Below are 14,155 nucleotides of genomic sequence, written 5' to 3'. Positions count from 1 at the left end.
TTCTCAGCAGCGGAACACCGAATGGCCCTTCTGGGTTCAGCCGTGTGCCGGATGCGGAACGCCTGAACCGTGCCCGCGCCGAGGCCGCGCACGGTGGCGCGCCGGTGGCGCGCCATAATAACTGGGAGTTGGCCCATAATGCGTGGTGACGACAGCCATGCACTGCTTCATCCGGAACGCCGCATTAAGGGCTGGTGAAGTCGGGGGCTGCGTCCGCCAAGCGCGGCCTCCAGTAAGAGGGAATGCGGTCGAGGGCCCGTTCGTCCAACAGGGCACCGAAGAGTTGCGCGTTCAGAGCCCGGCGCCTCTGTTCCAGGCAGTCGTGCTGGTACTGATCGTAGGTACCCTGGAACACCAGGTACTCGACGTGGAGGTAGGGAAACTCCGCGAGCTTCCCCTTCTTCCAGGCGTCGGCGAGCCATTCCCACCGGCTGCCGATCCGGTCGACACGGCCAACCTGCTGTTCCATCACCGCCGGGTTCCACTCCGGATGGAACAACAGGACCACCCGACAGGCTTCATGCAGGTTCAGCCCCTCGCGTCCGACCAAGCTCTGGGCGATCAGCACGCGGGGATAGCTGTGGGTGCGATTGAAGGCCGTCTGCACCATCCGGCGCCGTGCCTGGGCCATGTCGCCGTCCATCAGACGGCAGAGCTGGCTGTGCTGGCCTGCCTCCAACGCCTCCCGGTCAGGCCAGGAAAGAGGCCGGGCCGGCGCCGGCGATTTTCCCCCCATCCGGGCCGTAGACGCCGGCGATGTCCGCGATGGAACCGATCTCGACGAAGAAAGCCCCGCCCTCGGTCAGCGGTGCACCGCCCTCGGGATCGAGCACAAACCGCATCTCGCGTTGGAACGCGTACGACATCTCCTTTGACGCCATCGCTGAGAGCTTGGAGGGCGGCGGAAAATTCGGGTCGAAGTAATCGGTCGGGAACAGGGACTTGACAGCTCTCGGCGCGGACTGATTGAGTCTGGGGAGCGCCCTCCGGGCGAAGATGTCGGGCTCGAAGATGACCAAGCAGGCGTCGTCAGCTGGGTCGTCGCCGGGAAACTCCGCGAAGAGGCGCGGATCCAGATCGCTGCTGAACGAGCAGAACCAATAAGGCGTTTCGTGAAGGTGGCCCTCCCGCTCGATCGCCCTGCGGCTCGAGAAGGAAACATCGCCGATCGGCTGTATGGAGTCGCCGCCGGGACCGAGGATCTGCAAGGCCGCGCCAGGGCGGCGATAGGTCTTGCTCATCTCGTCGTCCGCGCGAGCCGTGTTCAGGGTGGGGTCGCGATAGGAACTCGCCGGAGCGAACCTCACCTGACCGCGTCTCAGGGTGTTGAGCAGCCAGCCCTTGTTGCTGATGCGCGCAAGCATGCGTCGTCCGCCGGCTACCACGCCGTGGAACGCGGACGCAAGGGGCGGCATCGGGGGGACGTCTGATGTCGGGCGAGGGCAGCGCCCGCGACGCTGAAACTCACTGAGCGTCCAATGGCGTGCCCGGAGCCACCACCATGGGCTGAGCCAACCGTGATCTGGCGGCAGATGATCGCGAGGCGTCGAGCCAGGATCGAGGTATTGGATGTTGCGCTCGATTTGATCCAGCCGCTGCTGCAGATCCTCATCCGAGAGATTTACGAGGTTGAGCCCAGCGATCCGGCCAGTGAATTCCCAAAGCTCCTCGTCATACGCGGCATAATGTCGGCGGCGCTCCAAGATGCAATCGATCTGTGACATGGAAGCTCCCACTCTGTGGCGATGTTCTGTGACGATGACCGTTCGTCCTCAGGTCGCGGTGCTCGGCGTGTCAACCGCCGGGCCTCCGCCGAAGGTGGGCGCCACGATGCCCCGCGACACGCGCCCAGACATGATCGGTCATGGACGCGCGCGAAGGTCGAGGTATGCGTGCCAGAGAGGACCGCCGACCGTGAATGGGAGCAGATCGACGAAGCGTTCGGCGACGTGGCGCCAAAGGGGATGGCGTTCGGCCACGCGCGAGCCAAGCGCAACAGACCATTCGCCAGATGCTCGACGGCCTGCCGCGGCGAGGGGTGCGCCGATAAGGCTCCAAGGGCCTCGATCAGGCGTTGCGCCGCCCCAGCGGGCGTGCCGTCCCGTGCCTCGGCCTGCGGGAGGACCGGACCGTGGTGGCGCTCTGCCAATGCGGCGGCAGCGGCGATCAAGGCGTCCTCGAAGCAGCGGATTGCCTCCGGGCCGGAGCGGGCGGCGAGGCCGGCGGCGGTCCGCAAGACGAACCCAGCGTGATCATCCGCGTCGGTCATCGCGAGCGTAACGAGGTCGAGGCACGCCAAGGCATCGGCGAGGTCGCTGCAAGCGGGTTCTCGGTCAAGGCCGGTGAGGACCGCCGATGTCCAGCCATCCGCGTCCTCCGGCCGCGCGACGATGGCGGCACGGGCGGCGGCCCTGGCCTCGTCGATCCGAGCCCACCCGACATCGACGCCATCGAGCCATCCCTCCGGCCGCGCTCCTAAGAACGAGCCGAACGGGTCATTGAGGCCGCGGATGTCGCGGAGCAAGGTCGGCCACGGGATGCCCTGCTCGACATCGATCAGCAACAGCGTCGCCAAGCGCGCGCGCCGCTCGGGCGTGAGGACGGCGTCACCTTCGGATCCGAGCGCCGAGGCCAAGCCGTGGAAGAGCAGCGCGGCGCCGTCGAGCAGGAGCGTCGGTTCGAGGAGCGAGTCATCGTAGCCCGCCTCGGTCGTCAGCGTCCGCTCGAGTCGGCGGACCCGTGCGGGACGGGAGAAGAACGCGACGATGTCATCCCTAGGAATGCCGGCCGCCAACAGCGCGTCGGCGATCTGATGCGCATGGGTCCAGATCAGGACCAGCCGGTACGGTCCCGGAACGCCGCGCCACTCGGGCGCATCGCCGTGCTGCGCGGCCATCCAGCGCAGCACGGCGGCGAAGGCGTCGCTGGCATTCCGCCAGTCGGCGAGGAGGCGATCCACCTCGTTCCCGAGGCGGGAATGCCCGAAGCGGCGCATCAGCGCAACAACCTGCAGCCGTCCGACCGGCCCGGCCACCTCGCCGGCGAGGTCGCCCAGCACCCGGTCGCGCTCCTGTGGCTCGAGCGCCGCGAAGCACTCGACGATGGGGTCGGGCGGCGGCACCGGCAGCCCGCAGAGCCGCCAGACGGCCTCCGCCGGTCCGACCTCGTCCACGAGCCGACGCGCGGCCCGGGCCAGCGTCTCAGCGGGTGGCTCGTCGAGCGGCCCGAGGCGCAGATGGAGGAGCAGATCGCCGGCCTCGGAAGGGGCGAGATCCATCGGCCGGCGGGCCTGCAGAGCCTGTTGCTGCTGGGCGCGCCGGTAAGGGACGCTCCGGTCGCGCCGCTCCATGACGAGCCGCATCCGCATCGCCGGGGCGGGCTCCTCCGCGATGGCCGCGATCAGGGACGCCCGCTCGGCGGCCGGGCCGTCGAACCAGTCCGGGTGGCCCTCCAGGGCGTGCCGGCGCACCGCGGCGCTCGTCGCCAGGAGCGCGAACGCCGGGTCGTCGGCGAGCCTGATCCGGATCGCTCCGGTGACGGCGTACCCGCCCGCGCCCGTGCGCCGCGGCGGCGCGATCCGGACCTCCGCCTTGCCATCCGCGGACCGCAACGCGGCGGTCCGCCCGGAGCGGGCGCGGGCCACCGCCGACCAGAAGTCGTCCCGCTCGAACGTGAGGCCCTCGAGGCTGATCAGGTGATGGATGCGCAGGCCCACGGCGGCGGTGAAGCGGACGTCCTCATGGAGCCGCTCCCGGATCGCCTCCGGCAGGACATCGATGAAGCGGCCCAGGAAGGCGCGCCAGAGACGGCGGCCGTCGGCGCCCTCCAGACCGGCGTCTGAGGCGAGGGTGCCGGCGAGCAGCCGGGCGAGGGCCGCCGCCACCTCGTCGGCGAGGCCCGGGTCGGCCTCCAGCGCCGGGGCGAGCACGCGCCGCTCCAGCCAAGCCACCAGCTCGCGGTAGCGCCGCTGCTTCGCGGCGTCGCGGAGCGCGAACAGTCTGATCGTCAAGGCGAACGGGGCGGCCAGGTGCTGGACCGCCACGACTCGTGCCGCCGCCTCATCGCCGGCGCGCGGCACGCGGGCGAACCGGTGCGCCCGCAGGGCGCTCCAGGCCCAGTCGGACCACGCTTCGCGGCGCGCGGCGTCGAGATCCGGGCGCTCCCAGATGGCGATGAGCGTCTCGTCGAACAGGCGCGAGGCCCGCAGCGCGAGGAGCAGCTCGCCATGCCGCTCCGACAAGGGATCGGCGTCGGGGACCGACCAGTGTTCCTCGAGCAGGAGGGCGTCGGCGAAACTCTGTCGCAGGGCCCGCAGAGCGGGCGTCTCGACGATCCCGGAGCCGCCGGACGGGGCTGCGGCGAGGTGGTGCAGCACCTCCTCGGCGGTCGCCGGCAGGAAGTGGGCCCGAGCCCGCCGGAGGCGCAGCAGGAACTCGAAATACCGAGGACCGTCGATCCGCCCGGCGGCGCGCAGCGCGTCGAGCACGTCGGCGACGCCGACGATGGCGTGGCCCTCCGCCTGGAGGTGGCGGCTGACGAAGCGGTCGTCGATCCACAGCGTCGCCGTCTCGTCGGCGGGGATCCGCAGAAGATCGCGCAGGCACGCTTCGATCGCGGTCGTCTCGCCGGGCCCCGCGTCGTCCTCGTCCGCCGCGGGGCCGCGTGCCGGGGAGGTGTGCCACGTTCCCGAGCCTAGCCGATCGACGATGCGCTGGCGCAATCGGCGCAGCCGCGCCGCCAGGGCGCGCCGTTCCTCGAGCGCCGCGATCCCGGAGGCCGCGTAATCGAGATATTGTCGGTCCACCCCGAGGTCGAACCCCGCCAGCGCTTCCTCGAGCCCTCCGGCGACCGTAAGGGATTCCAGCGTGTTGTACTCGCAATCCAGGCGGTCCCCGAGCCTCGGGAGCATCGCCGGAGCGGCGCCGGCGCCAGCGCCCAGCCGCTCGATCACGCGCGCGTGCCGATCGGGATCCAGGCGCCCGCCCGCCAGCAGGGCATCGGCGACGCCGCGCACGGGCAGAAGGCCGACGCCGCTCGGCTCGATGGTGGTTTCCCCGGCGATGTCGGCTCCGTGCACGACTCGCCAAGCCCGCGGATCGTTGCCGACGGGGGCCGCGTCGCTGTCGATCGCCCGTGCCCGCCCGTCCGCGACGGCGCGACGGATCGCCTCCTGGGCGGCGGTGTGGTCGGGCTGATGATCGTCCGCATGCACCTCGAGGTGCAGGATGGCCTGGGGCAGCGACGGCGGCAGATGGAGCGCGATCCCCGCCTCCTCGAGCACGTCGAGCAGCCCGATGCCGTCGGCCAACAGCAGGGCGGTCGTGTCGACGTGCAGCGGATCGGCCAACGAGACGCCGGTCGCCGTCGCCTCGCGGCCGCCGTAGCGGAAGAAGAGCGGCGGCCGATCGCGTCCAACGGGAGCCGTGTCCGTTCCGCCCCGACCGAAGAGGGCGGCGAACCCGGCGCCCATACGCGGGGCCAGGATGTGGACCGGCATCTCGCCGCGCGCGTAGCGCCCGGAGAGATCCTCCGCCTGCCGGCGGGCGTCGGCGAGCAGGTCCGGGATCTCGTCGATGGACACCGCGCGGACCAGGCTGTCGCCGCCTGTCACGGCCAAGCGCGCCAGTTCGGGCATCAGGCGGCGCACGACGTCGTCGGCCGCCAGGCGCAGTCCCTGGTTCAGCGCGAAGGGGATCGCGTCGTCGGGCAGACCGCGGGCGACGGCATGATCCAGGAGCTTGCGCGAGGTATCCGGAGCGACGGGCGCGAGGCGACCGGCCCACTGCACGGCCTGCTCGGCCGCCAGGACCGGAAGCACGGCGGGATCCCGCATGACCAGCTCCGGCACCGTCAGATCGCCGATCCGCACGGCGATCTCGGCCTGGAGGATTCGGTCGGCTGGATCGCCACTCACCGCGGCGAGCTCCGCGGCCTCGTGCAGGCCGCTGGCGACATCGCCGGTCGCCTGGAGCGCGACGATGCGCAGCCGGCGCAGATCGGCGGGCAGCGACGGCGACGCGGAGGCCCGCCGGTAGGTCTCGATCAGAGCCAGGGCCTTGGACGGGGCGCCGGTGTTGTTCGCCGCGAACGCGGCCAAGCGGAGTGCCGCCGCGGTCCCGATGCGATGCTCGAGTGCGTCGATGTGGGGGGTGATGTCCATCCACCTCCCGGCCGCCGCCAGCGCCCGGCAGGCCGACATCAGAAGCGGGGCATGCTCCTCATCGTCGAGCGCGGCGAGAAGCGGCGCGATCGGTTCCCAGTCGCCGGTCTCGCGCGCCTGTTCCAGGGCGCTGCCGAGACGGACGGGCATCGGCTCGGACTCCGCGGCGGCAGTCGCGTCCGCGGAGAGACGGCGTTGCCAGACGTCCAGGAGCGCGCGCTCGCCCGGCCGCTGGAAACGTCGGGCGTGCTCCTCGAGCAGCCGACTGGCCTCGTCCGTGCGGCCCTCGGCGAGATGGAGCCAGAAGGCGACGACGAGGTGGGCGATCTCGCCGCGGCCGCCCTCAAGGCGATTGGTCAGCGCGCGCAGCGCGCCGGTGTGGTCCATGACGAAGTCCTCCGCCAGCGACCAGGCGATGGCGCCCCAGTGCGACGGGTCGTCCCGGAGGAGGGTGCGCGCGTACGCCTCCGCCTCTTTCCGGCGATGCCGGCGCGCGGCGAGCACGGCCAAGCGCCACGTTTCCGTTTCGGCGCGGTCCCGCTCGTCCAGCGCGCGCTCCAGACGGCGGGCGAACGCCCGCTCCGCCTCGTCGAGCAGCACGCGGGCCGTCTCGTCCTCGTGGACCAGGTCGGGGTCCAGCGGATTGGGCCCGCGCAACGCGGTCGGCGGCACGGCCGGAGAGACCGCGCGCGCGTAGCGGACCCGGCCGGCCGCCTCCTGGACTGCCGGCCAGTCCGGGGCCAGGGCCTCGGCCTCGCGGATCGCCGCGACGGCGCCGTCGCGGTCGTTCCGCTCGAGGGCCAGCAGCGCGCGGAGCCGCCACGTCTCCGCGTCCGGCGGCGTCAGCCGGGCGTGCGTGGCGAGGAGGTCGGCGGCCGCATCGAGATCCCCGGCCTCGATGAGGAGGCCGGCGGCGAGGTGGGCCCCGTCGCGGCCCGCGGGTGGCCCGAGAATGGCCAGCGCCGCCTCGGCGCCATGCCGGTGCAACGCGATCAGGGCCCGCAGCCGCGGCTCGTCGCTCGGCGGGGCGAGGCCGTCGGCCTCGTCGGCCAGCCGCTCGGCCGTCGCCATGTCGTCGGCGCGCAGCCGCAGCGAGGCGAGCAGGCGGAACAGCTTGGCCTTGTCCGCTGGCGGCAGCGCGGTCCACACCGCGGGATCGGCTCGCAGGTCGTGGAGCTCGCCCTCGACGGCGGATCCGTCGCCACGGCGGATGCGGTCGATGGCCTGTTCGATCTGCGCCGCGGCCTGGCCGACGACCCGCTTCTGCAAGACGGTCAGGGCCAGTAGCTGCGCCGTCATCTGCGCGTCGAGCAGCGCGCTCGCGCCCGCGCCCGCGCCGGACGCGTCGACGGTCTCGCCGCCGCCGGACGCGCCGGTCCAAGTGGCGGTAGCCCCAGGCGACAGAGGCCCGCCGGCGGTCGGCGCACCTCTCCCGCCGACAAGCGTGAACCGACCGCCCAACTCCTCCATCAGGGCGGCGCGGTCGGCGCTGCCGGCGGCCGCCATCATAGCGTCCGCCTTGGCGACGAGGGCCTGCCAGAGATCGGCGACACGGCCGGCCTCCCAAGGTTCCAGGGCGGGCCGGAGCCGGTCGACGGCGTTCTGGTGGTCGCGCGAGGACGACTCGTGCTCGAAGTCGACGTGGACCAAGACGAAATGCTTGAGGAAGCGCCAGCAGGCGTCATCGTCGATAGTCGAGCCCGCGGCCTTGTCCAACGACGCCCGGACGGTCGACACGAACGTCCGCATCCGGTCGTTCGCGACTCCAGGAGCCCGGATCCGGCCGTGGAAGTCGGCCGCGTCGGCGCTCTGGCGTGCCCACTCGAGCACGGTCCGCCGATCGTCGTCGGCGCCGGTGGCGGTGCCGATGGCGGGGCCGAAGCGATCCCGCTCCTGGCGGAAGCCGGCCGCCGAGAACGTGTCCCAGCACTGCTTCATCACCTCGTGGAACAGCGGGTTGTCACCGAACGTGAGGCTCCGCTTCACCTGGAGGGAGAGGGCGGCCGGACCGCCGGCTCCGTCGGCATCGACAATGACGTCGTCCAGCGGGTGGCCTTCGTAGGCGCGCTGGACCCGCACCGCCCGGGCGACGTGGTCCGGGAGTCCGCGGACCGCGCCGCCGACCAGGACGGACGCCAAGCAGTCTGCGGCGACACGGCTCTCGAGGTGGGCTCCGGCGCCGCCGGTGGCCATCGGGCTTGGCATGGACGGCTCTACGAGGGGACGGGCTGACGGTCGCCAGCGCACGGTGCGCACGATAGCGTGTTCGGTTCCTTCGCGCCACAATCTGAGCGAGCGATCCTACTGTCGAACGGCGGCCGCAGCGAAACCGAAGTCGCGCAGCAAACTGAAGCGAGGGGGCGGCTATTCGAGCGCAACCAAGGTGATGAAGAAAGACGGTGAGCTGTGGCGCTTCACCAAGCTGCGGCAGCGCAAACACCTGAACAACATCGTTGAACAGGACCATCGGCGGATCAAGCGGCTGATCCGGCCGGGACTCGGGTTCAAGGGCTTCCACACGGCGCGCCGGACGAACGCCGGTTACGAGATCATGGACATGGTGCGCAAGGACAGGGCGCTGCCATTCCTGTCAACGACATGCCCACCCAGGCACCCTTCATTAGCAGCCTGTTCAGAGTTGCCGCCTGAAGGTGCTCAGCCTGGAGCCTCAATCACCCGCCGAGAGTTATTTCCGGCTTGTGCTGTGGCTGACCGGTAAGAAACCGTGGCAGTAACCAATCGCTGAAGCCGCGACCTACTCCTGCCCTTGCCGCCTTTGAGGAGACGTGGCCGAAGGCGAGCACACCCATGGGGCGTTTTTCGAATTGACGACACGCTGTGAAACGCCAAATTGGGCGGTAGCACGCCGATAACGGGAAACAGGGACGCGGTATGATCAGCATCTACAAGGTGACGTCAATCACCAAGAAAATTCAGGACGACACGCAAAAGACCCATGCCAACCACGTGTGGCAGGGCGTCATCGATGTCGCCAGCACCCCCACCGACGTCATCCTCAAGCAGGAGGTGCCGCCCCGGTTGGTCAAGGAGTTGCTGGCGGTCGATCTGGCGACCCAGCTGGGCGTGCCGCACATCACCGGCTGGGCCGCCTCGGTGGATCAGGCTACGATGCAGGCGCATAGTATCACCTCCACCGTCGTCGATCCGAGCGATCCGGCGCGCAGGCTGCTATTCGCCTCCAAGCTGTCCACGGGTACGCCGCTTGGGGGGGGAGGACAGATCAATCAAGCGGCGAAAAACCGCTATCTTGGCCATCCCGACTCCCTGACAATTATGGCGTTCGATGAGCTGGTGGGCAACGTCGACCGGACAAACGAGAACGTAATGGAGGATGCCCCGCAATTCCTCGCTTTCGACCACGACAAGATCCTGTTCGGTGACACGGTCGTGTGGAGCCAGCTTCCGAGTTTGATTACCCAGCACTGCATGCTGTGCTTGATGAGCCAAGACGTGGCTATGGGTGCCCCTCACACCAAAGCGAGGGCACTTGCTTTGGCCGTGTCCTGGGCAGGGCGGCTCACCGCCCCGTTGACGATCCTGCAGGACCTTGTGATGGCCAACCTGCTCACTAGCGCCGACGCGCAGCTGATCGAGACGTTCTTAATTGACCGCCTGCCGCACCTCCCCACGCTCGTGGAAAAGCACTACCCATAGATCTGGCCGTCAACACCACGGCGCCGTTGCGATCGCCGCGGAGCCGGACGCACCATCCGTCCTTGTGGGAGGGAGGATGCTGCATGTTTATGGTGACCGAGAGGGAGGCCGCGGCGATCCGACAGGCATTCGATGAGCGCGGCGAGTGGGTGGCGGTCACCGAGCTGCGCCGGTTCTTCCGCGTCGACAGCAACGAGGACGCTCTGCGCTGCGTGCACACCATCACGGGGTGGACTTCCCCGCCGTAGCCGACATCGGGGTATATGACGGAGGTTCATCAATGCATCGCAGCAGGTTTTCAATCCACCGGAGGCATCTGGCATACCGGACGCTCCGCCGGAAGCAGGCTCAGCGGAGCGGTTGCGTGCCGACCTACAGCGATGCCATCTGCCAGGGATGCCCTTACCATCCGGCCGAAGCGCTGGCGCTGGCGCCGGCGGGCAGCCGCGCGCACGCGCCGCTCGACGCCGAGCGGAACGGCTCCAGGACGCTTCTAGTGGCGCGGGCGCCAGGTATCGACGAATGGGAGGATGGCCGTCCGCTGATCTCGCCAAATTACAGGTCCGCAGCGCATCGTGTCCGCAAATCCCACGGAAGGCTCGGCAGAGATCGCAGCGACTACGACTTCACGAACACCGTCCAGTGCTACCCGGGCAAGCAGCCGTCCCGCAACGGCAAGCCGCCCCGCGACAACGCGCCCGCGACCGACGCCATGGCGCACTGCCGGCAATGGCTCCAGCGCACGATCACGGCGAGCCGGTACACGAAGATCGTCGCTATCGGCAAGGAGGCGGCGGAGGCGGTGGCGTCCTGCAAGCGCCCCCCGGGCGTCGTCATCAGGAAGATCCCGCATCCGTCGTCCGGGCGGCTGACCAACAAGGCCCTGGATGCCGCGCTGACCTGAGCGCCAGCCGCCCGCCTACCGCCGGCGACATGATGGAGGGCTCTTGCACCGTGTCCGCCTCCTCCACTGGCGCAAAGAGGGGCGGCGGCTCGGCCGGGGTGAGCAGCTGGCGGCACCAACGGAACAGCAGACTGGATCAACGCCGCGCCAGCGAGTAACCGGCGACACACTCATGCTAGATTCGCAGGTTTGCGCGACCAGTTGCTCTTTCTCCGCCGCCGACCAGCGCCGTCAACCGAGTACGCCTGTGCTACGACAATGCGTCGACAGTCACCGCCACATGAGCGCACCTTGCGTGTGTACGGATGATGGAAACATTGAACACAGCAGCACCCAAATCTTTTTTGCTCAAGATTTATGTGATAACCTTGAATAAGACGGCGCCGCAGCGCTTTCTGCTCAAGGTTTCGGGAGAGCCCTATGCGCCGCGAGGATCTGCACCACCACGTCAGAGAGCGCCTGGTCCGCCTACCTGAGCCGCACCAAGCGCACCACGGCGTTGTCCCCCTGCCCCCGCCCGAGGACGCCGTGATGCTGGCGCCGGTGCTGGCGCGCAGCGAGGCGGCGAACCGCGCTCTGGCCCGGGTGGACACCCTCGCCGCCGAGCTCCACGACCCGTACCTGTTCAGCCGCGTGCTGACCCGGCGCGAGGCGGTGTCCTCCAGCGGCATCGAGGGAACACACTCAACCCTGGACGAGCTCCTGTCCGTCGAAGAAACCGAGGATGTCGAAGCGACCGACGCCGCCATTCAGGTCAAAGACTACGCCCTCGCGCTCGACGCTTTCCTGCCGCTCGCCCGGGAACAAGGCCCAGCGGTGTTCACCGTCGAGCTGCTGCGGGAGCTGCACCGCGCTGTTATGCGCGGCGACACGGCTTATCGGGATGAGCCTGGAGAGCTCCGGCAGATTGTCGCGTGGATCGGCGGGGGCGGAGACATCGCCTATTCGACGTACAACCCGCCTCCGCCTGCCCTGGTGCCCGAGTGCCTGGCGCAAACCGTCGAGTACCTGCGCTGCCAGGGGATGCAGACGCAGACGCAAGGGCTGCTGACCCGCATGGCGATCGGGCACGCTCACTTCGAGGCAGTGCACCCATTCCGCGACGGCAACGGCCGTGTCGGGCGCCTGCTCCTGCCGCTGATGATGGCGGCTGATGGGCATGTGCCGCTCTACCTGTCCCCTTACATCGAGGCGCACAAAGCCGGCTACTACGCTGCGCTGAAGGAGGCGCAGCAGCGCCTCCAGTGGCACGCCGTTGTCGGCTACCTCGCCGACGCCGTCGTGGGGACCGTCGATGAGCTCATGATCACGCGCGCCGCCCTAGCGGAGCTTCGCAGGGTCTGGCTCAGTCGCCGGCGCTTCCGATCCGCATCGGCCGCCCTGCGAGCGCTCGATGTGTTGCCGCACTACCCGGTCATCACCGTCAAGCGCCTGGCGACCATACTGGGCGTCACGTTCGAAGCGGCCTCCACCGCGGTTGACCAGCTGGTTGCCTCCAGGATCCTTGAGGAGCGCACGGGGCACCGCCGCAACCGCCACTTCGCTGCGGTCGAGGCCCTTCGGATCATCAACCGCCCCTTTGGCGCCGAACCGGCGCTGCCCGGCGGCCCCCTCGGGGACGATCAGGCCGATGCCAACTGAGAATTCCCACCGTTGCACCTGAGCCAATCTATCGAACGGATCTCCGCCGTGCTCGATCAAGGCGACGTCGTCATAACCGTTGGCAACGGTTGGATCATCCTCGTTGTCGACGGCAGGGCCATTCACGCGCATGTCTTCAACCGTCTCTACGACGAGCGCGGAGATCACATTTCGCGGTACCAAGCCGCCCGCCAGCCGGGGCGCCGTCGCCCCGTTGTCCCGCGAGCGGCGGGACGCTACCCCGTCCTCACCGAACGGCTGACACGCCAGACCTTCACGTCCGTTTAGACCTCATCCGCTGTCTCAAGCGCCCTGCAGGGCATTGTTTGTCCAAGAGATTCGGGATGCAAACGCACAGCAAAGCTGTCGCATTTTCGGCCGGACAGAAACAGTCATGCTATCTAAATGCATGCGCCTTTGTTGGTACTGTGTGTTTTTCTACCAACAAAGTTGCCTGTTGCTGCAAACGTCGATCAGCGAAAATCTTTTATTTGACCAAATGTGCCGCACCATATACATTAAATGTTGAGCTGGTGGTCGGGATTGACGGCAGCGCCAGCTTGCACGGGTGCGCATTCGTATTGCGCGCGCAGGCCGAGCACTGTGGGAATCCCGGCATACGCTCAAAGGGCACCGCGAAAGGTCGAAGCCCAGGGCCGGGCGGGGCGAGGTACAGCTCCGATAAGTTGCGACCGAGTCCGCCCCACCTCAGGAGGCGGACGCCCGTTCCGAGGGGCCGGCTCCGACGAGCAGGATCGCATTCGTGAAGGGCTGGCGGGGACGAGGGGGTCAGACGGCCCCCGGGAAAGTCCCCGCTATGCCCAAAGTCCCCGCTATGCCCGACGGCCCCCGGGAAAGTCCCCGCTATGCCCGAACACTCCAGACCCCACCAAAACACTCCAGACCCCACCAACAATCAGAACCTTGACGCCTCTCCTACGCTTCAGAACTCTCAAGCGGATTCGGGCGGACTCTGCCAGATCCGGGGGCACCGGGGGGCACCGCGCCGCTCCACCAATCGTCGAGCAGGGTGGCGCTGAGAGGCGACGATGGTGCGGTCGCCGCAGCGTGCGAGAGCCAGCCGGTACCGCAGGCGAACGCGGGAGGCGGTGGCGCCCAGGGGCCCGGCAGACATCGTCCCGCCGATGGGCTGATCAGCGCCCGCGGCACCGCTGGTGCGCTCCGTATGCCAAGCATGGGAGGCCGCATGACCCTGGTGCCCGCAGTCGGCACGGCGCCGGCCGACGGCGAGGGGAACGCATCGGCCGTCACCCTGTAACGCAGCCCCAGGATGGGCGCCCTAGGGCTTCTTGAGAGCCGAGGGCCGAGTAGCAGCGGAACAGGAAACCGACATAGGCCAGTCAGAAACCGGAGGCAGCGTCCTCGGGGCTCTGGAGGGCAAATGTCCGGTACAGCGTCGACGCGTGGACATTGAGAATTCGGGCCGCCTCGTGGGGAGACCGTCCTTCATCGACCAAGCGCCGGGCGAGAGCGATCTGGTCTGTCGTCAGCTTCGGCAGCCGGCCAAAACGCACGCCGCGCGCCCTGGCCGCCACGCGACCCGTGCCGGTTCGCTCGGCGATCAGGGTGTGCTCGAACTTGGCAATGTCGGCGAACACGGTCAGGACCATGCGGCCGGCCGGCAAGGTGGTGTCGGCCCACGGTTCCGCGAGTGAGCGGAGCCCCGCACCAACTCGTGCCGAAATCCTGGGAACGCCAGGTGACCCGGAACGGCGGCGTCGATTGGCGCGCCTGGACCTTCTGCCTGGTCGACC

The 14,155-nt window shown here is 69.0% G+C and carries 8 protein-coding genes and 1 pseudogene; 5 read left to right on the top strand and 4 right to left on the bottom strand.

Annotated features, from left to right (window positions below):
* Positions 1-184: 184 nt before the first annotated feature.
* From D3869_RS17065 to D3869_RS17055, 3 genes are read right to left on the bottom strand one after another with little or no spacing between them, the layout of a single operon-like run.
* Positions 185-643: a C-terminal helicase domain-containing protein gene (locus D3869_RS17065; protein WP_282190180.1), complete on the bottom strand. Its 459-nt coding sequence runs from the start codon at positions 641-643 to the stop codon at positions 185-187.
* A gap of 46 nt (positions 644-689) precedes the next feature.
* Positions 690-1,724 (bottom strand): hypothetical protein, encoded by a 1,035-nt coding sequence (locus D3869_RS17060; protein ID WP_137141148.1) that lies wholly within the window; start codon positions 1,722-1,724, stop codon positions 690-692.
* Entirely contained in the window at positions 1,622-8,299 is a 6,678-nt protein-coding gene (locus D3869_RS17055; RefSeq protein WP_137141147.1) for a hypothetical protein, read from the bottom strand. The genes D3869_RS17060 and D3869_RS17055 overlap by 103 nt, the downstream gene beginning before the upstream one ends.
* A gap of 46 nt (positions 8,300-8,345) precedes the next feature.
* Here D3869_RS17055 and D3869_RS34765 point away from each other — a divergent pair, with 46 nt between their 5' ends.
* From D3869_RS34765 to D3869_RS17035, 5 genes are all read left to right on the top strand, one after another.
* Positions 8,346-8,879, top strand: coding sequence for a DDE-type integrase/transposase/recombinase (locus tag D3869_RS34765; protein WP_432613420.1), 534 nt, complete (start codon positions 8,346-8,348; stop codon positions 8,877-8,879).
* A gap of 173 nt (positions 8,880-9,052) precedes the next feature.
* Complete coding sequence (locus D3869_RS17045) at positions 9,053-9,835, top strand: hypothetical protein (RefSeq protein ID WP_137141146.1); 783 nt, start codon at positions 9,053-9,055, stop codon at positions 9,833-9,835.
* 83 nt (positions 9,836-9,918) lie between these two features.
* Complete coding sequence (locus tag D3869_RS33120) at positions 9,919-10,083, top strand: hypothetical protein (RefSeq protein WP_175426516.1); 165 nt, start codon at positions 9,919-9,921, stop codon at positions 10,081-10,083.
* Between the two features lie 116 nt (positions 10,084-10,199).
* On the top strand, positions 10,200-10,739 hold the full coding sequence (locus tag D3869_RS17040) for a uracil-DNA glycosylase family protein (RefSeq protein ID WP_175426515.1): 540 nt from the start codon (positions 10,200-10,202) through the stop codon (positions 10,737-10,739).
* Between the two features lie 420 nt (positions 10,740-11,159).
* Positions 11,160-12,380: a Fic family protein gene (locus D3869_RS17035; RefSeq protein ID WP_137141144.1), complete on the top strand. Its 1,221-nt coding sequence runs from the start codon at positions 11,160-11,162 to the stop codon at positions 12,378-12,380.
* A gap of 1,361 nt (positions 12,381-13,741) precedes the next feature.
* On the opposite strand, the pseudogene D3869_RS33835 reads toward D3869_RS17035, so the two are convergent.
* A pseudogene (locus D3869_RS33835) lies at positions 13,742-14,071 on the bottom strand (recombinase family protein); the annotation flags it as partial.
* Positions 14,072-14,155 lie beyond the last annotated feature (84 nt).

The organism is Azospirillum brasilense (assembly GCF_005222205.1).
Taxonomy (GTDB): domain Bacteria; phylum Pseudomonadota; class Alphaproteobacteria; order Azospirillales; family Azospirillaceae; genus Azospirillum; species Azospirillum brasilense_G.
Note: the sequence above shows the minus strand (reverse complement) of the source record. Positions and strands in the feature narration are given on the sequence as shown.